The organism is Jiangella endophytica, assembly GCF_003427025.1.
GTDB classification, from domain to species: Bacteria; Actinomycetota; Actinomycetes; order Jiangellales; family Jiangellaceae; genus Jiangella; species Jiangella endophytica.
Genome location: NZ_QVAI01000035.1, coordinates 1 through 23264 on the forward strand (window position 1 = coordinate 1; position 23264 = coordinate 23264).

Genomic DNA, 23264 nt, shown 5'->3' on the forward strand with positions numbered 1-23264 from the left:
TGTCTCGACTGAGGTCTTCCCGCGGCCCGGCCGATCAGCTCGCTGTCCACGCCGAGCGTCGGTGCAGACCGAACCCCGCCCTGCTCAGATTGGCCGCGCTCACCGACTCGGGGCGGGCCGTCGCCACGGCCAGCGTGCAGCCCGCGTCGGCGGCGAGGCGGCGGCGGTGCCGCAACAGCAGTGACTGGGCGCCCCGGCCCCGGTGCGCCGGCAGCGTCGAGGCGCCGCCGAGCACCGCGACGTCACCGTGGATCGTCATGGCCGCGGCGGCGATCGGGGTCGCTCCCGCCAGGGCCAGGAAGCGCCGCATCACGGGGAGCCGGTGCTCGGCCCGGATGAACGCGGCGACCGCCCCGTCGACCTCGTAACCAGCCAGCAGCACCCGCAGGAACGGGCCCTCCTCGTCCGCATCGACGACGTCGAGACGCGCCCCCGCCGTGGACGCCGGGCGGGCAGCGAGTCGTCTGACGGCCAGGAGGCGATCCCCGGTTCGCGCCAACCCCGCCGCCGTCAACAGCGCCGCCGCCTCGCCGAGTTCCACCGAGACCACCAGCGTCGGCGCGGCGCCGTTCCAGTCCGGCGCGTGCATGAGGTCGATCGCCGCCGGCACCGTCTCCGGCGTGACCCCGGACACCGTCGACAGGAAGCCGAGCAGCGGATCGGTGGCCGACACGGCCATCAGGCCCGCGTGGTCCCACACCCGGAAGCGACCCGGCAGCCCTGCATCGATCGCCGCCTCGTGGACCAGCCCCGCTCGGCGATGAAGCGCCCGCTCCGCCCTGCTCACATCCGACGACACGGCTCCAGCATGAGCGCTCTCGGGCTGATGCGCCAAGGTCGGAGGCGGCGGGTGCCGCTCGGCTCAGAAGAGCGGGCCGCCGTCGGTCGCGTCGTAGCGTTTGATCTCCATGTGCTTGGGCTTTTCGGCCTTCGGGGCTCTGGCCTGCTTGCGCCACGTGTTCATCGCGTCGGCGTCGCGCCACACCTCGATGACGTTGACGCGTTCGGGATCGACGGAGTCGGCGGTGATGGCCACGTGGATGCATCCGTCGAAGTCGCGGGCGCGCGTGACGAGATCGCGGAAGGTCGCGACGAAGGCGTCGCGCTGTTCGGCCGCTACGAGCTCATGGCCGGCGATGATGATCATGACTCTCCTCGGGATCGATCGGTGGAGTCGCGCATCACGCTTTCACATAGCCGCGCGCCTCGACGATCCGGCCACCGCGGATCCGGATGAGGTTCACGCCGCGGACGCTGTCCTGCTCGCCGTCGCCCCACTGCAGGAGCCACGGCTGGACGGCGAGGTCGCCGTGGATCTCCGCCGGTTCCGGCGTGAACCTCAGCGCACGGTTCCCGGCGAGCTCGGACCACCGGGCCAGGCACGCCCGGCCGCCCTCGCGGCGCACCCCGTCCGGGGCGGGGCCGGAGCCCTCGATGACGCAGTCGTCCGCGATCAGATCGGTCAGCAGCTCAGGATCGTGCAGACGGCCTCGACGATCAGGCCGTCGCTCACCCGCAGGAGAGTCACGCCGCGCACCGAGTCGGACAGCGCGGCGCCGAAGCGGTACCGCCACGCCCTGGCCGACCCGGACCATCCGGGGCACGAGGTCACCCGCCGGTACAACGAGCGCGTGCACGACCTCCTCGAGGAGGAACTGCGCCGGCTCGGCCACCCGCGGCCGGCGCACACCGCCGACCAGCTCGTCGTGCTCGTCAACGGCGCTCTCGCGGTGGGGCCACCCGGCCCGGCACGCACCCGGCCGCGGCGGCTCGCGAACTCGCCGAACTGGTCCTCGGCGACCCACGCCGCGACGCCTAGACGCGTGAGTCCCGATCATGGGTGGGGGCAGTGTGCTCGGGATCGCGTACGACGCAAGGCGTTCTCCCGCTCTGCCAGGCATGCATGCCTGGTGAGGCACCAGAACGCCTCATGACGGCCCGTCGCCCCCGCCGGCGGAGCGGAGTGCGGAACCTCACTCGGGCTCGCTCATCCAGCAGCGCTCAGGGCGCGTTGTCGCTCACGCGTTCCTCGATGCCGACGTAGTGCTGGCGGACGGCGTCGCGGGCTCGCTCGGCGTCGCCGCTGAGGACGGCGTCGATGATCTCGGCGTGCAGGGCGTGGATCTGCCGGGGATCGCGGCCGTGGACCGGCGGAGCGGCCCGGTTGTAGGCCTGCCAGAACAGGTCGAACAGCTGCAGGAGCATCTCGTTGCCCAGGTCGGCGAAGAGCAGCCGGTGGAACTCGCGGTCCTGGTCGGCGAAGTCCTCGCCGCGGTCGGCGCGTTCGCCCATGACGGCCAGGACGTCGCGCAGCGCGGTGATGCGCTCCGGCGTGATCGCCTGCATGGCGTCGGAGATCAGGCCGGCCTCGAGCACCTTGCGCAGTGCGACCAGCTCGCTGAGCGCGCGGCGCCCCTGCATCAGGCCGTACGGGAGGTTGTCCAGCAGGGGAGTGAAGGAGAAGTCCTTGATGTAGACCCCGCTGCCGCGCCGCGTCTCGAGGACGCCCGTGGACTCCAGCGCCTTGACCGCTTCGCGCACGGAGTTGCGGCTCACCCCGAACAGCCGGGCCAGCTCGGCCTCGGGCTTGAGCGGGTCGCCGGGGCGCAGGTCCTGCTTGATGATGTAGTGCCGGATCTCCTCCTGCACGGTCTTGTGCAGTGGGGGAGGCGGCTCCAGGCGTCGGAACGCCGGCCCCTGCTCTGTGTCGCTCACGTTACGTCCGCCCTCTTGGCTGCGCCGTCAGGGACGATCTTACGGTGTCCGATCTGTAGGATGTCTAAGAGGTTGGGCGGCCTGGCCGGGCTCAGCCGGACGCAAGCAGCCGGCCGCGCGAGTTGGAGAGGTGGACGCGCATCGCGGCGCGCGCGTCCTCAGGGCTGCCGCGCTCGATGGCGTCGACGATGTTGCGGTGTTCCATCGCCACCCGGGCCAGGTGCGTGCCGCCGGCGGACCCGCCGCTCATCTCCAGCCGGGCCTGCGGCAGCGCGATCATCACCGGGCCGAGGGCGTCGAGGACCTGGGCGACGTAGCGGTTGTGGGAGGCGCGCGCCACCGCCCGGTGCAGCGCGACGTCGGCCTCCACCGAGTCGCCGGGGCGCTGGGAGGCGGACTCGAACTGCTCGAGCTCGGTGTGGAGGCGGGCCAGTTCGTCGTCGGAGCGGACCGCGGCGGCCAGGCCGGCGGCCTCGACCTCGATGCCGAGCCGGAAGTCCAGGAGCTCGACCATGTCCTCGAGCGTGCGGATCTCGCCGGCGCCGACCTCGAACGGCACCGTCGTGCCGCTGGTCAGCACATGGGTGCCGCGCCCGTGCTGGGTCTGCACCAGGCCGGCCGCGTTCAGCCGCGACACCGCCTCCCGAACGACCGTGCGGCTGACGCCGTACGTCGCGGCCATCGCCTCCTCGGTGGGCAGGCGGTCGCCGGGACGCAGGTCGCCGCGGTGGATCTGTTCGGTGACGATGCGCACCAGCTCCTGCGTGAGGTTGCCGGCGGTGGCCCGGTCGATGGGACGCGCGGTGGTCATCGCAACGGCGTCCCGATCGAGCCGAACCCGATCGTGTCGGTGACCCAGCGGCGCGCCTGGTCGGTCGGGGCGAGGCCGAGACCGGGCCGGGTGGGGACGACCATGCGCCCGTCGCGGGTCTCCATGCGGTGCTGGAACAGCGGGTTGAGCCAGTCGAAGTGCTCCACCCACGTCTCGCGCGGATACGCGGCCGCCAGATGGATGTGGATCTCCATGGCGAAGTGCGGGGCGAGGTCGACCCCGCTGTGGTCCGCCAGCGTCGCCAGCTGCAGGAACGGGGTGATGCCACCGACCCTCGGCGCGTCGGGCTGGATGATGTCCGCCGCCTGGTGCCGGATCAGCTCGTAGTGTTCGGCGACGCTGGTCAGCATCTCGCCGGTCGCGATGGGGGTGTCCAGTCGCTGCGCCAGCCGGGCGTGACCGGTCGCGTCGTACGCGTCGAGCGGTTCCTCGATCCACTCCAGTCCGTAGCGGTCCAGGACGCGGCCGATCCGCGCTGCCGTGGCGCGGTCCCACTGCTGGTTGGCGTCGACCATGAGCGGCACGTGCTCACCCAGGTGGTCCCGCACCGCGGCCACCCGGTCGAGGTCGACGCGGCTGTCGGGATGCCCGACCTTGATCTTGATGCCGCCGATGCCCGCGGCGAGCGACTCGTCGGCGCGCGCCGTGATCGCGGCGAGGTCGGCATGCAGGAAGCCGCCGGAGGTGTCGTACGTACGCACCGAGTCGCGGTAGGCGCCGAGGAGCTTGGCCAGGGGCAGTCCCGCGCGACGGGCCTTCAGGTCCCACAGCGCGATGTCGATGGCGGCGATCGCCTGGGTCGCGGCGCCGCTGCGGCCCACCGAGGCGCCGGCCCAGAGCAGTGATGTGTGGATGCGGCCGATGTCGCTGGCGTCCTGCCCGAGCGCCGTCTGTGCGACCTCCGCCGCGTGGGCGTACTGGGCGCGTCCACCGGCGCGCTTGGAGTAGCTGAACCCGATGCCGTGCTGGTCGCCGGCGGCCACCTCGGCGAACAGGAACACGACCTCGGTCATCGGCCGCTGCCGCCCGGTGAGCACCTTGGCGTCGCTCACCGGGACCGGCAGCGGCAGGGTCACCGACGTGAGGCGGATGCCGCTCACCGCGGCGTCGCCGGCGACCCGGCCTCCTGCGGCGGGCTCCGGCGGAGCTTCCTGCTGGGACATGCGCATCTCCTCGGGCTCGCGTGCAGAGATAGTATGAATCCGAGAGTCATATGACAACTCGTCCTCGAGCGAGTTCCCGGGGTTGACGGCCTGCCCGCCGTATCCTACTGTCTGGACACTGTCCAAGAATATGGACATCGTCCACGTGTGCATCCACCCAAGGAGCGCTCCGGCATGGCTCTCGCCGTCACCTACCGAACAGCCCTCACCGCGGACGAGGTCCGGCCGGACGGCCGGTCGACGTACGGTGATCTCCGGCTGGAGCGGCTCACGGACGCCGGGATCTCCTGGCACGTCCTCGACCGGCACGTCTCGCCGGTGCCGGGCGAGCAGTTGCGGGGCGTGCACAGCGTGGTGGCCATGGCGCACGCGGCCTTCACCGAGGACACCGTGGCCATGGCCTCCGACCTGCGGCACATCGCCAGGTTCGGCTCCGGCTACGACAACATCGACATCGAGGCGTGCACGCGGGCCGGTGTCGTGGTGACGAACACGCCCGACGCGTTGCGCCGCCCGATGGCGTTGGCGTCGCTGACCCTGCTGCTCGCCCTCGCCCACCAGCTGCTGCCCAAGGACCGGCTGGTGCGGACGGCTCGCTGGGACCTGGCGGGTGACCATCGCGGCCACGGGCTGGACGGCCGGACGGTCGGCATCGTCGGCTTCGGCGGCATCGGCTCGGAGCTGGCCGCGACGCTGGTCGCGCTGGGCGTGGACGTCGTGGGCACGAACCGCAGCGGCACGAGCCGCCGCGCCGACGAGCTCGGCGTGGCGCTGCTGTCGTTGCCCGAGCTGCTGGCCGTCGCCGACTACGTGGTCGTGTGCGCGCCGCTGACGGAGCAGACCCAAGGCCTCATCGGTGCGGAGCAGCTGGCCGCGATGAAGCCGACCGCCTATCTGGTCAACGTCGGCCGCGGCAAGGTGGTCGACACCGTGGCGCTGCGGCAGGCGCTGCTCGACGGCGTCATCGCCGGCGCCGGCCTCGACGTCTTCGATCCCGAGCCACCTGATCGGGTCGACCCGCTGCTGCGCATGGGCAACGTCGTGCTGTCGCCGCACAGCCTCTGCTGGACGGACGCGTTCGTCGACGCGGTGTCCACCAGCGTCGTGGGAGCGATCATCGACGTCGCGGCGGGGCGGCGACCCCAGCACGTCGTCAACCCCGAGGTCCTCGAGGCCGAACCGTGGAGGTCGCGTGTCCGCGCCGCGAGCTGAGCGACCGGCCGGGCCGGTGCTCGTCACCGGAGCGGCCGGGATGATCGGCGGCTTCATCCGGCCGGCCCTGGAACGCAGCGGCCGGACGCTGCGCTACTTCGACGTGGAGCCGACGCCGGTCGGGGACCCGGCCGTGGCCGAGGCCGTCGTCGGCAGCGTCGAGGACGTCGACGCGCTCCGCTCGGCCGTCAAGGGCGCGTCGGCCGTCGTGCACCTGGGCGGCATCCCCAAGGAGGCGCCGTTCCACGCGGTCGTCGCCGTCAACATCGTCGGCACCTACAACGTGCTGGAGGCGGCCAGGCTGGAGGGCATCTCCCGGGTCGTGCTCGCCTCCAGCAACCACGTCGCCGGGTTCCACCCGCGCCCCCGCGCCGGCGCGGCGCCGATGCCGGCCGCCGTCACGCCCCGGCCGGACACGTACTACGCCTGGAGCAAGGCGGCCGCCGAGGTGCTGGGCCGCCTCTACCACGACCGGTTCGGCATGGACATCGTCGCGATCCGCATCGCCCAGGCGGCGCAGGAGCCGTCGCCGGATCCGCGCGGGCAGGCCATGTGGTTCTCGCCGGACGACAACGCGGCGCTGATCGAGGCCGCGCTGACCGGTCCGGGCGGCTACCACCTGGTCTGGGGTGTGTCGGACAACGCGACCCGCGGGCTGTCGCTGACGGAGGCCGAACACCTCGGCTACCGCTCGATCGACGACTCGGCGGCCTTCACCCCGCAGCTGCGGCCGGACGTCAACGACCGGCTGGGCGGCCTCTTCTGCGAGATTCCCCTCGGCGAGTGGCGCCGCTGACTCGCATGGCTCGGCACCATCCACGGACAGCCCATCGGAACGGAGGATCGGAATGGTCACGGAGCCATTCGCGGACCAGGGCGAGCGGCGGTACCGGCGGTGAACGCGCTCGCGACGACCTCTGCGCGCCCCGGCGCGGCCCGCCGCCGTCGCCGGCGGGGCCTGACGCCATGGCTGCTGCTTTCGCCGATCGTGGTGCTGATCAGCGTCTTCATGGCGTACCCGATCATCAACGTCCTGTACACGAGCTTCTTCCACAAGAACGTGGTGATGCCGTGGAACGACGGGTTCGCCGGGCTGGACAACTACCGGCGGATGTTCTTCGACGACCCGACGTTCTGGCCGAGCCTCGGTGTCACCGGCCGGTGGGTCCTGGTCCAGGTGACCTGCCAGCTGGTGGTGGGGCTGGTCCTGGCGCTCATCGTGAACGAGCGCTTCCGCGCCCGCGGACCGGCCCGCGCGCTGGTGTTCTCGCCGTGGGCGATCTCCGGCGTCCTCACCACGAGCATCTGGCTGCTGCTCTACAACCCCTCCACCGGCATCATCACCGTCCTCGAGAAGTTCGGCGTCTCGTCGGTCGGCTTCGCGCCGCTGGCCGACGTGGACACCGCGTTCTGGGCGGCCGCGCTGGCCGAGCTGTGGCGGGGCATCCCGTTCTTCGCCATCCTGCTGCTCGCGGAGGTGCAGAGCATCCCGCACGAGCTCTACGAGGCGGCGTCCGTCGACGGAGCCAGCCGATGGCGGCGGTTCTGGCACGTGACGCTGCCGCACCTGCGCAACGTGATCATCCTGTCGACGCTGCTGCGCGGGGTGTGGGAGTTCAACAACGTCGACCTGCTCTACACCCTGACGAACGGCGGTCCGGGGACGTCGACGACCACCCTGCCGCTCTACGTCGCCCAGGTGGCGACAATCTCCAGCGACTTCGGCTACGGCTCGGCGCTGACCACGGTGGCCTTCGTGATCCTGCTCGTCCTCTCGATCCTCTACCTGCGCCTGAGCAGGCTCGGCAAGGACTGACGCCATGACCATGACCCTGGACAAGGCCACCGGCAGCGCGCCCGCCGCGCCGGCGCCCGCGCGCCGTCGCCACACGGGACGGGACCGCACCCATCACCTGCGCATCACGCTGCCACTCGTGGTGTTCCTGGTGCTGACGCTGGTGCCGTTCTACTGGATGATCCTCTACGCGTTCCGGCCGCGCGGATCGAACTCCCTGCTGCCCGTCCCGTTCACGCTCGACAACTTCGTGTACGTCTGGAACACCGTCGGCTACGACGTCTACTTCAGGAACAGCGTGATCGTCGCGCTGATCTCGATGGCGCTGACGACGGTGGTCTCGGTGGCCGGTGGGTACGCGATCGCGCGCTACCGGTTCGCCGGCCGGCCGGCCCTGATGGTCGCGCTGCTGTGCACCCAGTTCATCCCCGGCGCCATGCTGCTGATCCCGCTGTACTCCATCTTCAACAGCCTGGGCCTGGTCAACAACCTGTGGAGCCTGATCATCGCCAACGTGGTGTTCGAGCTCCCGCTCACCGTCATCCTGATGAGCAGCTTCATCCAGAAGATCCCGTTCGAGCTGGAGGAAGCGGCCATGGTCGACGGCTGCAGCCGGCTGCGCGGCTTCCTGGCGGTGATCCTGCCCCAGCTGCGCCCGGCTCTGGTCGCGATCGGCTCGTTCACGTTCATCGGCGCCTGGAACTCGTTCCTGTTCGCGCTGATGTTCCTGTCGACGCAGGAGCTCTTCACCATCCCGGTCGGGCTCAGTTACACCGTCGGCGAGGACTCCATCAACTACGGCGTCATGGCCGCCGGCGGTCTGGTGGCCGCCGTCCCCGTCGTCGTCATCTTCGGTTTCATCCAGAAGTTCCTGGTCCAGGGCATCAGCGGCGCCGTCAAGGGATGACCGGCCCGGGCCGGTCCCGGCTGTCGCCGCGGCCAGATCCACACACGAGGAGGAAGCAATGACGCTGACCCGAACCGGGCGCCGAGCCGGTGTCCTGGGATCGCTCGTCGCGGCGAGCGCCCTGCTGACGGGCTGCCTGTCCGCCGGCGGTGGAGACACCGACGCCGAGGGCGAGGTCCGGCTGACGTACTGGGACCACTCGGGGAACGCCGACGAGTCCGACACGCTGCGGCAGATCCTCGCCGAGTTCGAGGAACAGCACGAGGGCGTCACCGTCGAGTTCCTGAGCCTGCCGTCGGACTCCGCGCTGCAGAAGATCAACACCGCGATCTCGTCCGACTCCACCCCGGACGTGTCGTCGATCTCCGGCAGCTTCCTGTCACCGTTCGTCTCCCAGGGCGCGCTGCTGGACCTGGAGGACTACTTCGCCGAGTCGTCGCTGCGCGACGAACTCGACCCGGAGCTGGTCGAGTCGGTGCGCGGCGACGCGCCGGACGGCGTGCTGCACTCACTGCCGTTCACCGGGACGTCGTCGATCCTGTGGTACCGCTCGGACTGGTTCGCCGAGGCCGGCATCGACGCGATCCCGACCTGGGACGGCTTCTTCCAGACCGTGGCCCAGCTGACCGACAAGAGCCAGGGCCGCTACGGCTTCACCATCCGCGGGGGCGAGGGCAGCGTCTTCCCGTTGCTGCAGTACGCCTTCGCCTACACGGGCATCGAGGACTTCTTCGTCGACGGCGAGGCCACGGTGGACGACCCGGCGATGGTGGAGGCGGTCCAGCGCTACGTCGACCTGTACGACGTGAGCACCCCCACCGCCGACCTGAACAACGGCTACGCGCCGATGGTGGGGCAGTTCGACGCCGGCGACATCGCCATCGTGCAGCACAACCTGGGCTCGCTCGCCAACCACGAGGAGGCGCTGCCCGGGGCGTTCGCGGCCACCACCTTCCCGCCGTCGGCCACCGGACGCAACGTCGTGCTCTCCGACCCGCTGCAGCAGTACGTCGTGTACGAGGGCACCGACCACCCCGACGAGGCGTGGGAGCTGGTGGAGTACCTGCTCTCACCCGAGGTGAACTCCCGGGTCAACGAGATGAAGTCGCAGCTGCCGACGAATGTCGAGGCCCGCGACGACGAGTGGATCGGCTCGATCCAGGCGCTGTCGGCGGCCCGGGACCTGCAGTCGTCCGACGACCTGGCGGTGGTGTCGCCGCCGCTGTACCTGCCCGAGTACAGCTCCATCATCCGCAGCGACATGGAGCCGGTCTTCCAGCAGGTGCTGGCCGGGCAGGTCGCGGTCGCGGACTTCCTCGGCCAACTGGCGGAGAAGCTGGAGCAGGCCGAGGCAGGATTCCGCAGCCGCTGATCCGGCGGCCACGAGGTCAGGAGGAGCCATGGCCGGGCAACCGGTGATCGAGTCGGTCGAGGTACGGATCTTCAGCACCGAACGGGGCACTGTGCACGCGCAGCCGGTGCCCGGCCAGGACCGGGGCGGCGTCGACCTGGCGCTGCTGGTCCTGCGCGACTCCGACGGTCAGGAGGGTTACGCGGTCGGCCAGCCGGAGGTCCTCCGGCCGGCCCAGCTGCGCGACCACATCGCGCCACTGCTGGTCGGGCGCCCCGTCTTCGGCCGCGAGGCGATACTCGCCGACGTCTACCGGCGCCAGCGGGGGCAGCAGGCGCACCTTCCGGAGCGGACGATCTGCCGGATCGACGTGGCGCTGTGGGACCTGCAGGCCCGCCGCCTCGGCCAGCCCGTATGGCGGTTGCTCGGCGGCGCCCGGCCCCGGGTGCCGGCCTACGCCAGCACGATGCGTGGCGACGACGTCCCCGGCGGCCTGACCGACCCGCGGGCCTTCGCGGACTTCGCCGTCGCCCTGGCCGAGCGCGGGTACCGAGCGATCAAGCTGCACACCTGGCATCCGGCGTACGGCGAGGAGCCGGACCCGCGTCGCGACATCGCCGCCTGCCAGGCGGCGCGCGACGCGGTCGGCCCGCGGGTCGAGCTGATGCTGGACCCGTACCACTGGTACTCCCGGACCGACGCGCTCAGCCTGGGCCGGGCGCTGGAGGAGCTCGGCTTCCTCTGGTTGGAGGAACCGATGGCCGAGACCTCGATGGCCGCCTACCGGTGGCTCAGCGACAACCTGCGGATCCCCGTCGTCGGGCCCGAGACCGTGGCCGGCCGCAGCCAGGCGCGAGCCGACTGGATCGCGGCCGGCGCCACCGCCATCAGCCGGATCGGCCCGCTCAACGGCGGGGGCATCACACCGTGCCTGAAGGCGCTCCACACGGCGGACAGCTTCGGGATGAACTGCGAGATCCACGGCAGCGGTGCCGCCAGCCTGGCGCTCGTCGCCGCCACGAACGTGTCGCGCTGGTACGAGCGCGGCATGCTGCACCCCCTGGTCGACTACGAGACCCCGCCACCTCACCTGCGCGCCATCGTCGACCCGCTGGACCCGGACGGAACGGTGCCCCTCAGCGAGGAACCCGGTGTCGGCGAGCACCTCGATCTGGACTACATCGAGGCACACCGGAAGGCGGCCTACTGACCGCTGGCGCCGGTCAGCGGATTCCGGCGCGGCGCAGCTGGGCGGCGAGCTCGTGGGTGTGCCGGACGAGGACGGCGGCCAGCTCGTCGCGCCGGCTCTCGTCGCGCAGCTCGTCGGAGGGCACCGAGCAGCTGATCGCGTCGGTGCCGGGGATGCGGTAGGGGACCACCGCGGCGACACAACCCAGGCCGACGACGCCCTGGTCGAGCTCCAGCGCCCACCCGCGGTCGCGCACCTGCTTCAGCTCGGTGAGCAGGTCGTCGCGGCGGGCGATGGAGAACTCGGTGTGGGTGGGCAGGACCTCGGGCAGCAGCTCCGCGACCTCGCCGTCGGTGAGGTCGGCCAGCAACGCCTGACCCAGGCCCGTCAGCGACGCCGGCACCAGCCGGCCGATGCGGTAGACCTGCCGGACCGCGACCATCGACTCGCGGCTGGCCAGGTAGATGACCGACGCCTGTTCGCGGCGGCCGAAGTGCACGGTGTGCCCGAGCTCCTCACGCAGGTCTTCGAGCGCCTTCTGCGCCAGCGGGATGGCCGGGTCCTTGTCGAGGTACGCCGTGCCGGTCAGCAGCGCACGGGTGCCCAGCTGGTAGCGCGAACCGCCGGCGTCGGTCTGCAGCCAGCCGGCGTCGCGCAGCGTGCGGGCCAGCGCGTGCAGGCTGGAGCGCGGGTACCCGGTCCGTTCCTGCAGCTCCGGCAGGCTGAGCGGCTGGTCCTCCTCGCCGAGGACCTCGAGGATGCGCAGCGTCCGTTGCGCGGACTTGACCGATGGCGAGTCATTGCTTGTGTCCATGGCTCCTCCATTGTGGTCCCGCCGCCGGCATTGCCACGATCATGCCCGATACCGCGCGAGTTCCGTGGGATCGACCGTGACGCCGAAGCCCGGGTCCTCACCGGGCGAGATGACGCCGCTGTCGGGGTAGCGCACGCCGGTGAAGATCGTCGGCTCGGCCGACAGCGGCTCGCCGGGCATCGAGCCCACGTACCACTCCGCGCGCCGGCACGCGGGGTGCGCGGAGGACAGGTGCACGCCCCACGGCCCGCCGCCCAGGTGCAGCGCGACCTCGACACCGTGCTCGTGGGCGAGGTCGCAGATGCGCCGCGCCGCCGTCAGGCCACCGCACCAGGAGATGTCGGGCTGCAGGACGTGGACGCCGGCGTCGATCAGCCGGGCGAAGGACTCGATCGAGTACAGGTGTTCTCCCGTCGCCAGCCGCACCGGTCCGAGCGACTCCACCAGCCCGGCGTGGTCGGCCGGCCGGTCCGGCGGGAGCGGCTCCTCGAGCCAGGCGACCTCGGCCTCGGCCAGGGCGGGCGCGACGAGCCGCACGAACCGCGGCGTCCACCCCATCCAGGCGTCGGCCATCAGCTCGTGGCCGGCCCCGGCTCGTTCCCGGGCCGCCGCGATGGTCGCCCGGACGGCCCGGACGCCGTCGTCGCCGTCGCAGGGGCCGTGGTCCAGGCCGATCTTGCTGGCGGCGAATCCGAGCGACTGGTGGTACTCGAGGTCGTTGCCCGACGCGTACACCGGGAGTGGCCGACCGGTGCCGCCCAGCAGCCGGTGGACCGGCAGCCCCGACCGTCGGCCGCGCAGATCCCACAGCGCGAGGTCCAGCGCCGAGCGGGCCATCGCGGCCAGGCCGTCGGTGCCGTACGGGTAGCAGGCCCGCCGGGCCAGCTCCCACAGCCCGTCGACGTCGGCGCTGTCCTTGCCGGTGAGCAGCGGGCCGAGATGGTGCTCGACCAGGGCGGCCACGGCGTGACCGCCCTGGGTCCAGCCGACGCCGACGGCGTCGTCCGCCGCGACCTGGACCACGACGCCGGACATCGACCCGTACCAGCTGGCCCGGCGGCGCCGGTGCTCGGGGAAGACGTCCATCGGCGACGCGATCTCGGTGCCGGCCAGCCGGGAGGGGAGGTCGATGACGGTCGCCGTCACGGAGGCGATGGGCGCGTCGGCGCGGCTCATCGGCCGGTCCCTTCGAGGAAGGTCACGCAGGCCGGCGCGTCGAAGGCCAGCTCGCCCACCGGGTTCAGCGCGCCGTCGACGGGGTCGATCTCGAAGACGGTGACGAGGTCCGAACCCTGGGCGCACACCCAGAGCCGCGAGCCGTCCGGCGAGGTGCCGATGAACCTCGGGGTCCGGCCGCCGGCCGGGAACCACCGTGGCGCCCGCGGCCCGGACCCGTCCGGCGCCACCTCGAAGCGCACCACCGAGTCATGCCCGCGGTTGGAGACGTAGACGAACGGCCCGGCCGCCGCGACCGCGATGCCGGCCGCGCTGTTGTCGCCGGTCCAGTCCGGCGGGATCGTCGGCACGGCGGGCCCGGGCGTGAGCCGTCCACGCGCGCCGTCCCACCCGTGCACCCGCACGGTGGAGTCCAGCTCGTTCACGACGAACAGCACCGCCGCATCGGCGGGATGGAACGCCAGGTGACGGGGGCCGGCGCCGGGCGTCGCGGCCGCACCGCCGACGCGCCGCAGCCGGCCGGACGCGCCGTCGAAGGAGTAGACGTGGACCTGGTCGGTTCCCCGGTCCGGGACGAGGACGTGCCGGCCATCCGGGCTGATCACGACCTGGTGCGGCTGGCTCCCGGTCTGTTCCGGCCGCGGTCCCGTCGCGCCGTCGACGGAGAGGCTCGTCAGCGGCCCGGCGAAGCCGCCGTCCGGCGCGAGCGCGACGACGCCGACGTGCCCGCTCGTGAAGCTGGCCGCGAGCAGGTGCCGGTGGTCCGGGGACAGCGTGACGTGCACGGGGTTGGTGGAGTGGGTCGCCACCTCGTCCAGCGTCGACAACCTGCCTCCAGCGAGGTCGACGCCGACGGCCGACAGCCGGCTCCCGGCGCTGTGGCTGACGTACAGCACCCGGCGCGGCGCGCAGTACGCGCCGAACGTCGGGCTGGGCAGGTCGAGCACGTGCACCGGCAGGTACGGGGTCCCGGGGCCGTCGGCGGCGACGTGCAGGCCGAGCCCCTGCCTCGCCCCGGCTCGGCCGGAAGTGAAGCCGCCGACCACGACGGGGCCGGCCGGCCCGCGACCGCCGTCATGTTTGTGGACACGATCCATGAATACAGACCATATCCTTGTTCGTGACAGAGTAGGAAGATCGTCCGTCCGCCTCCCGCCGGAGGTGACGAACGCCGAGCTCTCGCGGGCGTCTGGTGGGACCTGCTCAGGGCCGTTCAGGCTCGTTCAGCAGCTGGGCGAGGTGCAGGCCGGGCCGCCCGGTGAGGTCGGCGGCCTGGGTGCGGCAGGAGAAGCCGTCGGCGAGCAGGACGGCGTCGTCGGGCGCGTCCCGCAGCGCCGGGAGGAGCCCGTTCTCGGCGACGGCGACGGAGACGTCGTAATGGCCGGCTTCCATGCCGAAGTTGCCGGCGAGGCCGCAGCAGCCGGCGATCGTGGTGACGTCGGCGCCGGCCCGGCGCAGCACGCTCAGGTCGGCGTCGTAGCCGGCGGTGGCGTGCTGGTGGCAGTGCGGCTGGGCGACGACGGTCGCGCCGGCGAGGTCGGGCGGTGTCCAGCCGTCGCTGCCGTCGAGCAGCTCGGCGAGCGTGCGGGTGGCCGCCTCGACGGTGTGCGAGCGCGGGTCGTCGCCGAGCAGCTCGGTGAGGTCGCTGCGCAGCACCGCCGTGCAGGACGGTTCCAGGCCGACGATGGGGGTGCCGGCCCGGGCGTACGGCTCGAACGCGTCGAGCAGCCGGCCCAGCTTGGCCTTGGCGTGGTCGAGCTGGCCGGTGGTGATCCAGGTGAGGGCGCAACAGACGTCGCCGGCGGACACGGTGACGGCGTAGCCGGCGGCGGTGAGGACCCGGACGGCGGCGCGGGCGGCGTCCGGGGAGAAGGCGTCGGTGAAGGAGTCGACCCACAGCAGGACCGGACCGTGGGGCGCGGCCGTGGCCGGGAGCCGGTGGCGGCGCCACCAGCGGCGGAACGGCTGGGCGGCGAAACGGGGGATGCCGCGGCGGGGGTCCATGCCGCCGAGGCGGAGCAGCGCGCGGCGCAGCGGGCGGACCGCCAGCACGGCGTTGACCAGGCGTGGTGCCAGGCCGGCCAGGCGCGCCCACCGCGGCAGCCGGCCGAGCAGGTAGTGGCTGCGTGGTCGCGGTCGTCCGCGGTAGGTGCGGTAGAGCACCTCGGACTTGTAAGTGGCCATGTCGATGCCCGTGGGGCAGTCGGAGCGGCACGCCTTGCAGGACAGGCACAGGTCCAGCGACTCGTGCACCTGGGGCGAGCCCCAGCCGTCGCGCACCAGCGAGCCGTTGGCCAGTTCCTGCAGCACCCGGGCCCGGCCGCGGGTGGAGTCCTTCTCGTCGCGGGTGGCCAGGTAGGACGGGCACATGACGCCGCCCGACCCCGACAGGTCGGCGCGGCATTTGCCGACGCCCACGCAGCGGTGCACGGCGGTGGTGAGGTCGCCGTCGTCGGCGGCGAAGGAGAACCCGCCGGCGGCGGGAAGCGGCCGTGCGGCGGGGCGGCGCAGGTCGGCGTCGACGGCGGCGGGCCGGACGACGACGCCGGGGTTGAGCAGGTCGCCGGGGTCGAGCAGGCTCTTGAACCGCTCGAACAGGTCGATGGCCTCCGGGGAGTACATGAGCGGGAGCAGTTCGCCGCGGGCCCGGCCGTCGCCGTGCTCGCCGGACAGCGACCCGCCGTGCGCGGCGACCAGGGTGGCGGCGTCGGTGAGGAACGGGCGCAGCCGGCCGGGCGCGTCGGCGAGCGGCAGGTCGAGCCGGACGTGCACGCAGCCGTCGCCGAAGTGTCCGTAGAGCAGGCCGTCGATCCGGTGCTCGGCCAGCAGCGCGTCGAAGTCGCGCAGGTAGGCGCCCAGGTGGCCGGGCGGGACGGCGGCGTCCTCCCAGCCGGGCCAGGCCTGCGCCCCGGTGGCGGTGCGCCCGGCCAGGCCGGCGCCGTCCTCGCGGATGCGCCACAGCGCGGCGGCGGCCGGTCCGGCCTCGAGGACGGTGCTGCCGACGGCGTCGGCGTCGCCCACGAGCGCGGCCGCGGCGGCCATGGCGGCCGCGGTGGTCGCGCCGCCGACCTCGACCAGCAGCCACCCGCCACCCGCGGGCAGCGCCGGCACCCGCGCCGCCCCGTGGTGGCGGCGCACGACGTCGACCAGGCGGGCGTCGAGTCCTTCCACGGCCAGCGGGCGGTGGGCCAGCAGGGCGGGGACGGCGTCGGCGGCGGCGGGCATGTCCGGATAGCCGAGCACGACCAGCGCCCGGACCGGCGCGACCGGGACCAGCCGTACCCGGGCGCCCAGCAGCAGTCCGCAGGTCCCCTCGGTCCCGGTCAGCGCCTTGGCGAGGTCGGCGCCGTGTTCGGGGAGCAGGTGCTCCAGCGAGTAGCCGGACACCTGACGACCGAACCGGCCGAGCTCGGTGCGGATGAGCGCCAGGTTCGAGCCGACGAGGTCGGCCAGGCCCGGCACCGGGTCCAGCCCACGACCGGCGCCGAACCGGCGGCCGGTGCCGTCGAGCCAGTCCAGTTCGACGACGTTCGCGGCGGTGGTGCCGTAGGCGACCGCGTGCGGCCCGCAGGCGTTGTTGCCGATCATGCCGCCGAGGGTGCAGCGGGCGTGGGTGGACGGGTCGGGCCCGAACCGCAGTCCGTGCGGCGCCGCCTCGGCCTGCAGGTCGGCCAGGATCACGCCCGGCTGCACCAGTGCCGTCGCGGACTCCGGATCGACCTCCAGCACGCGGTCCAGGTGCCGGGAGAAGTCCACCACCACCCCCGGCCCCACCGCGTTCCCGGCCACCGACGTCCCGCCGCCGCGCGCGGTCAACGCCACGCCGGCCTCGCGGGCCACCTCGGCCACCGCGAGCACCTCGTCGACGTGGCGGGGGAACACCACGGCCCGCGGCACCACCCGGTAGTTCGACGCGTCCGACGAGTACTCCGCCCGCCGCCGCGACGACGCGTCGACCCCGCCCGGGACGACGCGCTCCAGCAGGCGGGTCAGCTCGTCGGCGCCGGTCCGCGTGGTCATGCCGGCCGCGACCCGTCCGTCCCGATGACCTTGATCGCCAGGCCCGCCGCGGCCAGCTCCTGCCGGGCCGTGGGGTCGCCGCCGTCGTCGGTGACCAGCAGGTCGAGGTCGCGCAGCGGGGCGACGATGGACAGGTGGTCGACGCCGAACTTGGTGTGGTCGGCGAGCACGACGACGCGCCGCGCCGCCGTGATCATCGCCCGTTTGACGGCGCTCTCGTGCTGGTCGGACGTGGTGAGCCCGCGGCGCACCGACAGCCCGGAGGCGCCGAGCACGGCGACGTCGACGCTCACCTCGCTCAGCGCGTGCAGCGCCCAGGACTCCGAGGTGGAGCGGGTGCGGCGGTTGACCCGGCCGCCGAGGTTGAGGATCTCGACGTGCGGCCGGTCCAGCAGGGTCTGCGTGATCGGCAGCGAGTTGGTCAGCACGGTCAGCCGGATGTCCGCCGGCAGCGCCTCCGCGAGCCGGGCCGTCGTGGTGCCGGAGTCGAGGATCACCGTCCCGTCGTCCGGAATGACCGACAGGGCTGCGGCCCCGATGGCGCGCTTCGCCTCGCCCATGGACAGCGAGCGCTCGGCGAGGTCGGGCACGAACTGCAGGCGGTCGACGAGGATGGCGCCGCCGTGCACCCGCCGCAGCAGTTCGATGTCCTCCAGGTACTTGAGATCGCGCCGGATGGTCTCGTGGCTCACCCCCAGCTCGGCGGCGAGCCGGGCGCTGTCGACCCGCCCGTCGCGCCGGGCCCGGGCGTAGATCTCCTCCTGCCGCTCCGACGCGAAGAGCGATCCGTTGCGCTCACGCACGCGACTCTCCCTTCCCCAGGCCGAGATACTCGACGACCAGGTCGATCTGGGACGTCAGCATGGGCAGCCCTTCGTGGACGGTGCACCCGCGACGGGCGGCCGCCCGCATGAGCGGCGTCTCCCGTGGTTCCATGATGATCTCCGCCACGACCGTTCGCGGCTCCAGCCGGTCCGGATCCACGGGGAGCGGGTCGGTCTCGCGCATGCCCAGCGAGGTGGCGTTCACCACCAGGGTGTGGCCGGCCGGGTCCGGCGGGCCGGCGGCGATCGCGACGCCGGGGCGCGCGGCGGCCAGCCGCTCCGCGAGCTCGGCGGCCTTGGCGGCCGTGCGGTTGGCGAGGGTGAGCGTGGCCGCGCCGGCGTCGGCCAGCGCCCATGCGACGGCCCGGCCGGCGCCGCCGACGCCGACGACGAGCGCGTGCGCGCCGGCCACCGGGATCCCGCGGCCGGCGAGGCCGCGGACGAAACCGGCACCGTCGGTGTTCTCGCCGATCAGCCGCCCGCCGGCGGTTCGCCGGACCGCGTTCGCCGACCCGATGGCCGCGGCCGCCGGCGTGAGCTCGTCGCACAGCGCGGCGACGGCCTCCTTGTGCGGCATGGTGACGCCGATGCCGGCCAGGTTGCGCCAGCCGCGCAGTCCGTCGACGGTGGCGGCGAGGTCGGCCGGCGCCACGTCGGCGGAGACGGCGACGACGTCGATGCCGCGTTCGGCGAACGCGCGGTTGAACGTCTGCGGGGTGCGGACGTGGGTGCTCGGGTGCGACAGGTGGACGTAGACGCCGGTCCGCCCGGTGACGACCGTGGTGGCGGTCACGGCCGGCCGTCCTGGACGCGGACCTGCACCTTGATCTGGCCGGGATCGCGGGCGGCGGCGAACGCGGCGGCGACGTCGGCCAGCGGGTAGGTCGCGGTCACGAGTTCGCGGAGCTCGTCGCGGGCGCCGGCCATGACGTCGATGGCGCGCCGCACGTCGTCGGCGACGTACAGGGCGGTGCCCTCGAGCCGCAGTTCGCGGTCCTGCACCAGCTGCAGCGGGATGCTGACGGGTCCGGTGGCCACGCCGACCGCGACCACGACGCCGGCCCGCTCGGCCAGCGTCACCGCCTGGTCGACGGAGCTCTGGTTGCTCACGCAGTCGAGGATGACGTCGGGCCGCTCGCCCAGCCGGGCGACGATGCGGTCGGTGACGCCGTCGTCGCGTGGGTCGAAGGCGTCGGTTGCGCCCAGCCGGCGGGCGACGTCGCGCTTGCTCTGGACCGGGTCGGTCACCACGACCGCCGCGGCGCCCGCCGCGAGCGCCGCGACCAGCGTCATCAGCCCGATGCTGCCCGCGCCCAGCACGGCGACCCGCCGGCCGGCGACGTCACCGGCCATCCGGACCGCATGCACGCCGGCCGTCAGCGGCTCGACCAGGGCCGCCTCGGCGTCGGAGAAGCCGGCCGGAACGGGGTGCAGGCGGGCCGCGGGGACGTTCACGACCTCGGCCATGCCACCGGGCGCCCGGCTGCCGATGACCCGGCGGGATCGGCACAGGTTGTACCGTCCCGCCCGGCACAGCAGGCACTCGCCGCAGGTGAGCAACGGCTCGACGACGACCCGGTCGCCCGGCGCGACGCCGCCGGCACCCGGCCCGAGCACGTCGACGACGCCCACCATCTCGTGACCGGGCTGGCAGGGCAGCGGCACGAACGGGTGGTTGCCGGAGAAGATGTGCAGGTCCGAGCCGCAGATGCCGACGGTGAGCGGCCGCAGCGCCACCTCGCCGGGGCCGGGGGCGGCCAGCTCCCGCTCGGTCACGGCCACCGTCTCCGCGGCGCTGATCACGGCGCCGCGGTACCGGCGTGCGTCGTTCACGTGTCGTCCTTCCGATGCTCTGGTGTGCGGTGGGGCGCCTCGGGTGTCATTCCTGCGTCTCGTACTCCTTGTCCATGTCGGCCAGCACGTTCTCCGGACCGACCTGGCCGGCCAGCAGGGCCTGCGAACCGGAGTAGAGCGCCTGCTGGATGCGGGCATTCGGCCAGTTCTGGTCGAGGAAGGCCACGGTCTCGCCGGCGTCGAGGTACTCGGTGATCACGGAGAAGCTGTCGTCGGCGTCGAACGCGTCGTTGGAGATCGACGGGACGGCACCGCGCAGGGCCGAATTGTAGATGTTCATGATCTCCGGGGTCGCGAGGTAGTCGACGAACTCCAGCGCCCGGTCCTTGTTCTTCGCCTTCGCGTTGACGGCGGCGCCGCCGGCGCTGGAGGCGGCCAGCAGCGTGTCCGCCGGGTCGTCGGTCGCGGGGAGCGGCGCGAAGCTGAACGACGCCTCCGGGTTGGCGGCCTCGAGCGAGCTGAGCGTGTAGCCGATGGCGACGGTGGCGAGGGCGTCGCCGCGGGCCGCGATCTCGACGGCCTGGTCGGTGGACGTGCCGGTGGCGCCCTCGTTGAAGCACCCGGCGTCGTTCAGCTGCTGGTACTTGGTCATCGCGTCCTGCCAGCCGGGGCTGTCGGAGAACGTCGTCTCACCGGCGGCGAGCTGCTCGTCGAACTCCGGATCCGGGCCGTAGACGAGGGACGGCACCAGCGAGTAGGGGATGTTCTGGGTGAAGTTGAGCGTCTGCGCGCCCATCGCGTAGGCGACCTTCCCGGCGGCCTGGGCGTCGGCGCAGAACGCCAGCACCTCCGACCACGTCGTCGGCGCCGTGAGCCCGGCGGCCTGCATCGCCTGGTCGTTGTACCAGCCGCCGAACGCGGTGACCGTCGGCGCCATCAGGTACGTCTTGTCCTCGACCCGGGTCAGCGGCTGCAGCCCGGACGGGTACTGCTCGGCCCACTCGTGGCCGGACAGGTCCTCCAGGTAGCCGCCGGGGGCGATCTGCTCGATCGATCCCGGGTTGCCGTTGCCGGGCCACACGAACAGCACGTCCGGCGCGGTGCCGGAGCTGAGCTGGGTGCGCAGCGTCGACTGCAGCTGCTCGACGTCGGCGAAGGTGAAGTCGACGTCCACCTCGGGGAAGTCCTTCGCGTACTGCTCCATCACCGCTTCGAGACCGGCTCGCTCGGACCCCTTCCAGATCAGCGTGAGGGAGTCGCTGTCGCCGCCGCCGCCGGCGGTGTCGGAGCCGGACTGCACCCCGCCGGAACAGGCGGTCAGGACGAGGGCCGAACCGGCCAGGCCGCAGGCGGCGACGAGGGGGAGACGGCGGATCGTGCTCATGTCGGATCCAATCGGTCGAGGGACGCGGGGCGGGCTCAGCCCTTGACTCCGCTGGCGAAGCCCTGGATGAGGGAGCGCTGCAGGAAGAAGTAGGCGATCAGGACGGGCAGGGCGCCGATGATGAGAGCGGCGAACACCAGTTCCCACTCCGAGGCGTACTGGCCGACGAAGCCGTAGATCGCCACCGGGACCGTCTGGTTGGCCGAACCGCTCAGGTAGAGCAGCGGCGAGAGGAAGTCGTTCCAGACGAACAGCCCGTTGAGGATGATGACGGTGCCCGTCACCGGCCGCAGCAGCGGGAACACGACCCGGCGGAAGGTCTGCAGGGGCGAGCACCCGTCGATGGAGGCGGCCTCCTCGTAGTCCTCCGGGATCAGCCGGAGGAACTGGACGTACAGGAAGATCGAGAACGGCACCCGCAGGCCGCAGTACAGCACGATCAGCGGGGTCAGGGTGCCGAGCAGGCCGAGGTCGCGCATGGTCTGGTAGAGCGGGATCAGCGCGAGCTGCAGGGGCAGCAGCAGGCCGACCATGAAGGTGTAGAACGCGGCGGTCGACCACCTCGCGGTCGCGCGGGCGATGGGGTAGGCCGCGGCCGCGGACACCACGACGATGATCGTCACGCTGACGACGGTGACGATGGCGCTGTTGGTGATCGCGCCGCCCAGCCCGGCCCGCTGCCAGGCCTCCTGGAAGTTCGCCAGGGTCGGCGCGGTGGCCGGCGAGAGTGCCGACGAGGTGTCGCCGGCCGGCTTGAGGGCCATGTTGACCAGGATGTAGAGGGGGAAGGCGAACACGATGGCCGTCGCGATCATGACGGCCTCGCGGACGCCGGTGCGCCAGGTGTAGCGGTCCATGTCTACTTCTTCTCTCGCCGGGACAGCATCCGGTACTGGACGATCGAGATGACGGCGACGAACAGCGCCAGGACCACGGCCAGGGCGGTGCTGTAGCCGAACTCGCCGTACTGGAAGGCGTTGCGGTAGACCAGCGTCGACAGCGAGTCGGTCGACTGCGCCGGCCCGCCCTGGGTCATCACCCAGATCTGGTCGAAGATCATCAGGCCGCGGATCATCGAGAGCATGACGTTGACGGTGATGGCCGGCCCGAGCAGCGGCCGGACGATCGACCAGAACCGCCGCACCGGCCCGGCGCCGTCGATGGCCCCGGCCTCGAGCAGCTCCTTGGGCACGCCCTGCAGGCCGGCCAGGAAGATCACCATGGAGTAGCCGGCGAACTGCCAGATCACCACGAACGCGATCGCCCACAGCGCGATCGACGGGTCGCCGAGCCAGTTCTGCGCCAGCGCGCCGAGGCCGATGCCCTCGAACAGCTGCGTCAGGGGACCGCCGGGCGTGTAGATGAACTGCCACAGGAACGCGATCACCACCGACACCACGACGACCGGGGCGAAGAAGATCAGCCGCAGCACGTTCCGGCTCTTGATCTTGCTGTGCACACCGAGCGCCAGCAGCAGGCCGATGAGGTTCTCGACGACGGTGATCACGACCGCCAGCGCGAGGGTGTTGCGCACGGCGCGGATCGCCTGGTCGTCGTCGAGCACCCGGGTGAAGTTGTCGAGGCCGACGAAGTTCCAGCTGAGATCCAGCCCGTTCCAGTCGGTGAAGGCGAAGCCGATCCCGCGTGCGCTGGGAATCAGCACGGCGAACGCGTACAGCGCCAGCGCGGGCAGCAGGAAGTACCAGGTGCCCGCGGCCCGGCTGCGCCGGCGGCGCGGGGCGGCGGGCGCCGGCGCGGCCTGCGCCGGCCGCGGTGTCTCGGGTCGCGCGGACGTGCGGGCGGTCACGCCGGAACCTCGGTCCGTGGCGGGAGACCAGCTCCACACGGCTCCACCAAATTCCACATGGCCGGTCACTATAGGGCTGTGCTCCGCGCTCCCGTCAAGGCCTGCGATGAACGAGTTATTGCGCCGTGATGTCGGCGGAGTTGCGATTGTCGGCGCTGAACAGCGCAAACCGACGGTTGACGCGACAGCTGTCGGCTGGGCGGCCCAGGTTGCCGACCACGGCGGCGATTGACGAATGCAACTGAATCCACATAGAGTCACACGCATTCCGCCGCTCGACG

General features: G+C 72.4%; 22 protein-coding genes. 6 read left to right on the top strand and 16 right to left on the bottom strand.

Annotation, left to right across the window (positions count from 1 at the left end):
* Positions 1–34: 34 nt before the first annotated feature.
* The 6 genes from DZA62_RS34205 to DZA62_RS34230 form a co-directional block, all read right to left on the bottom strand.
* Positions 35–799, bottom strand: a complete 765-nt coding sequence (locus DZA62_RS34205) for a GNAT family N-acetyltransferase (protein ID WP_157988097.1) — start codon at positions 797–799, stop codon at positions 35–37.
* 63 nt (positions 800–862) lie between these two features.
* Positions 863–1147 carry a putative quinol monooxygenase gene (locus DZA62_RS34210; RefSeq protein WP_116953463.1) on the bottom strand — a complete coding sequence of 95 codons (285 nt, stop codon included), beginning with the start codon at positions 1145–1147 and terminating at the stop codon, positions 863–865.
* A gap of 34 nt (positions 1148–1181) precedes the next feature.
* On the bottom strand, positions 1182–1688 hold the full coding sequence (locus DZA62_RS34215) for a nuclear transport factor 2 family protein (protein ID WP_198664508.1): 507 nt from the start codon (positions 1686–1688) through the stop codon (positions 1182–1184).
* A gap of 313 nt (positions 1689–2001) precedes the next feature.
* Positions 2002–2715 (bottom strand): FadR/GntR family transcriptional regulator, encoded by a 714-nt coding sequence (locus DZA62_RS34220; protein WP_198664509.1) that lies wholly within the window; start codon positions 2713–2715, stop codon positions 2002–2004.
* A gap of 91 nt (positions 2716–2806) precedes the next feature.
* Positions 2807–3526 carry a FadR/GntR family transcriptional regulator gene (locus DZA62_RS34225; RefSeq protein WP_116953464.1) on the bottom strand — a complete coding sequence of 240 codons (720 nt, stop codon included), beginning with the start codon at positions 3524–3526 and terminating at the stop codon, positions 2807–2809.
* A complete protein-coding gene (locus tag DZA62_RS34230; protein WP_116953465.1) occupies positions 3523–4710 on the bottom strand; it encodes an L-talarate/galactarate dehydratase in 1188 nt (395 codons plus the stop codon). The genes DZA62_RS34225 and DZA62_RS34230 overlap by 4 nt, the downstream gene beginning before the upstream one ends.
* A 174-nt stretch (positions 4711–4884) precedes the next feature.
* On the opposite strand from DZA62_RS34230, the gene DZA62_RS34235 reads away from it, so the two are divergent.
* The 6 genes from DZA62_RS34235 (at position 4885) to DZA62_RS34260 (ending at position 11185) form a co-directional block, all read left to right on the top strand.
* Positions 4885–5922, top strand: coding sequence for a 2-hydroxyacid dehydrogenase (locus DZA62_RS34235; protein WP_116953466.1), 1038 nt, complete (start codon positions 4885–4887; stop codon positions 5920–5922).
* A complete protein-coding gene (locus tag DZA62_RS34240; RefSeq protein ID WP_232827678.1) occupies positions 5903–6718 on the top strand; it encodes an NAD-dependent epimerase/dehydratase family protein in 816 nt (271 codons plus the stop codon). Before DZA62_RS34235 ends, DZA62_RS34240 begins: the two co-directional genes overlap by 20 nt.
* Before the next feature lie 99 nt (positions 6719–6817).
* Complete coding sequence (locus DZA62_RS34245) at positions 6818–7738, top strand: carbohydrate ABC transporter permease (RefSeq protein ID WP_232827679.1); 921 nt, start codon at positions 6818–6820, stop codon at positions 7736–7738.
* Between the two features lie 4 nt (positions 7739–7742).
* On the top strand, positions 7743–8624 hold the full coding sequence (locus DZA62_RS34250) for a carbohydrate ABC transporter permease (RefSeq protein WP_116953467.1): 882 nt from the start codon (positions 7743–7745) through the stop codon (positions 8622–8624).
* Between the two features lie 58 nt (positions 8625–8682).
* Complete coding sequence (locus DZA62_RS34255; RefSeq protein ID WP_116953468.1) at positions 8683–9996, top strand: ABC transporter substrate-binding protein; 1314 nt, start codon at positions 8683–8685, stop codon at positions 9994–9996.
* Positions 9997–10024: 28 nt separating this feature from the next.
* Positions 10025–11185 (top strand): enolase C-terminal domain-like protein, encoded by a 1161-nt coding sequence (locus DZA62_RS34260; protein ID WP_116953469.1) that lies wholly within the window; start codon positions 10025–10027, stop codon positions 11183–11185.
* Positions 11186–11198: 13 nt separating this feature from the next.
* Here the strand turns inward: DZA62_RS34260 and DZA62_RS34265 are convergent, their stop codons facing one another.
* The 10 genes from DZA62_RS34265 to DZA62_RS34310 form a co-directional block, all read right to left on the bottom strand.
* Positions 11199–11978 carry an IclR family transcriptional regulator gene (locus DZA62_RS34265; RefSeq protein WP_116953470.1) on the bottom strand — a complete coding sequence of 260 codons (780 nt, stop codon included), beginning with the start codon at positions 11976–11978 and terminating at the stop codon, positions 11199–11201.
* 39 nt (positions 11979–12017) lie between these two features.
* Positions 12018–13154, bottom strand: coding sequence for a mandelate racemase/muconate lactonizing enzyme family protein (locus DZA62_RS34270; protein ID WP_116953471.1), 1137 nt, complete (start codon positions 13152–13154; stop codon positions 12018–12020).
* Positions 13151–14251 (bottom strand): lactonase family protein, encoded by a 1101-nt coding sequence (locus DZA62_RS34275; protein ID WP_116953472.1) that lies wholly within the window; start codon positions 14249–14251, stop codon positions 13151–13153. The genes DZA62_RS34270 and DZA62_RS34275 overlap by 4 nt, the downstream gene beginning before the upstream one ends.
* A 106-nt stretch (positions 14252–14357) precedes the next feature.
* Positions 14358–17174 carry an FAD-binding and (Fe-S)-binding domain-containing protein gene (locus tag DZA62_RS34280; RefSeq protein ID WP_116953473.1) on the bottom strand — a complete coding sequence of 939 codons (2817 nt, stop codon included), beginning with the start codon at positions 17172–17174 and terminating at the stop codon, positions 14358–14360.
* Positions 17171–17977 carry a DeoR/GlpR family DNA-binding transcription regulator gene (locus DZA62_RS34285; RefSeq protein WP_116953474.1) on the bottom strand — a complete coding sequence of 269 codons (807 nt, stop codon included), beginning with the start codon at positions 17975–17977 and terminating at the stop codon, positions 17171–17173. The genes DZA62_RS34280 and DZA62_RS34285 overlap by 4 nt, the downstream gene beginning before the upstream one ends.
* Positions 17970–18791, bottom strand: a complete 822-nt coding sequence (locus DZA62_RS34290; protein WP_116953475.1) for a shikimate dehydrogenase family protein — start codon at positions 18789–18791, stop codon at positions 17970–17972. Before DZA62_RS34290 ends, DZA62_RS34285 begins: the two co-directional genes overlap by 8 nt.
* Positions 18788–19831 carry a zinc-dependent alcohol dehydrogenase gene (locus tag DZA62_RS34295; RefSeq protein ID WP_157988098.1) on the bottom strand — a complete coding sequence of 348 codons (1044 nt, stop codon included), beginning with the start codon at positions 19829–19831 and terminating at the stop codon, positions 18788–18790. Before DZA62_RS34295 ends, DZA62_RS34290 begins: the two co-directional genes overlap by 4 nt.
* A 46-nt stretch (positions 19832–19877) precedes the next feature.
* Positions 19878–21176 (bottom strand): ABC transporter substrate-binding protein, encoded by a 1299-nt coding sequence (locus tag DZA62_RS34300; protein WP_116953477.1) that lies wholly within the window; start codon positions 21174–21176, stop codon positions 19878–19880.
* 35 nt (positions 21177–21211) lie between these two features.
* The gene (locus tag DZA62_RS34305) at positions 21212–22033 is read right to left on the bottom strand and encodes a carbohydrate ABC transporter permease (RefSeq protein ID WP_116953478.1); all 822 of its coding nucleotides are present in this window, start codon (positions 22031–22033) and stop codon (positions 21212–21214) included.
* A gap of 2 nt (positions 22034–22035) precedes the next feature.
* On the bottom strand, positions 22036–22983 hold the full coding sequence (locus DZA62_RS34310; RefSeq protein WP_198664511.1) for a carbohydrate ABC transporter permease: 948 nt from the start codon (positions 22981–22983) through the stop codon (positions 22036–22038).
* Between the last annotated feature and the right edge of the window lie 281 nt (positions 22984–23264).

What these genes read in the sequence shown, in the direction of transcription:
- DZA62_RS34210 (WP_116953463.1), bottom strand. Translation starts at nt 1,147, where the DNA reads ATGATCATCATCGCCGGCCATGAGCTCGTAGCGGCCGAACAGCGCGAC.
- DZA62_RS34225 (WP_116953464.1), bottom strand. Translation starts at nt 3,526, where the DNA reads ATGACCACCGCGCGTCCCATCGACCGGGCCACCGCCGGCAACCTCACG.
- DZA62_RS34230 (WP_116953465.1), bottom strand. Translation starts at nt 4,710, where the DNA reads ATGTCCCAGCAGGAAGCTCCGCCGGAGCCCGCCGCAGGAGGCCGGGTC.
- DZA62_RS34235 (WP_116953466.1), top strand. Translation starts at nt 4,885, where the DNA reads ATGGCTCTCGCCGTCACCTACCGAACAGCCCTCACCGCGGACGAGGTC.
- DZA62_RS34250 (WP_116953467.1), top strand. Translation starts at nt 7,743, where the DNA reads ATGACCATGACCCTGGACAAGGCCACCGGCAGCGCGCCCGCCGCGCCG.
- DZA62_RS34255 (WP_116953468.1), top strand. Translation starts at nt 8,683, where the DNA reads ATGACGCTGACCCGAACCGGGCGCCGAGCCGGTGTCCTGGGATCGCTC.
- DZA62_RS34260 (WP_116953469.1), top strand. Translation starts at nt 10,025, where the DNA reads ATGGCCGGGCAACCGGTGATCGAGTCGGTCGAGGTACGGATCTTCAGC.
- DZA62_RS34265 (WP_116953470.1), bottom strand. Translation starts at nt 11,978, where the DNA reads ATGGACACAAGCAATGACTCGCCATCGGTCAAGTCCGCGCAACGGACG.
- DZA62_RS34270 (WP_116953471.1), bottom strand. Translation starts at nt 13,154, where the DNA reads ATGAGCCGCGCCGACGCGCCCATCGCCTCCGTGACGGCGACCGTCATC.
- DZA62_RS34275 (WP_116953472.1), bottom strand. Translation starts at nt 14,251, where the DNA reads ATGGATCGTGTCCACAAACATGACGGCGGTCGCGGGCCGGCCGGCCCC.
- DZA62_RS34280 (WP_116953473.1), bottom strand. Translation starts at nt 17,174, where the DNA reads ATGACCACGCGGACCGGCGCCGACGAGCTGACCCGCCTGCTGGAGCGC.
- DZA62_RS34300 (WP_116953477.1), bottom strand. Translation starts at nt 21,176, where the DNA reads ATGAGCACGATCCGCCGTCTCCCCCTCGTCGCCGCCTGCGGCCTGGCC.
- DZA62_RS34305 (WP_116953478.1), bottom strand. Translation starts at nt 22,033, where the DNA reads ATGGACCGCTACACCTGGCGCACCGGCGTCCGCGAGGCCGTCATGATC.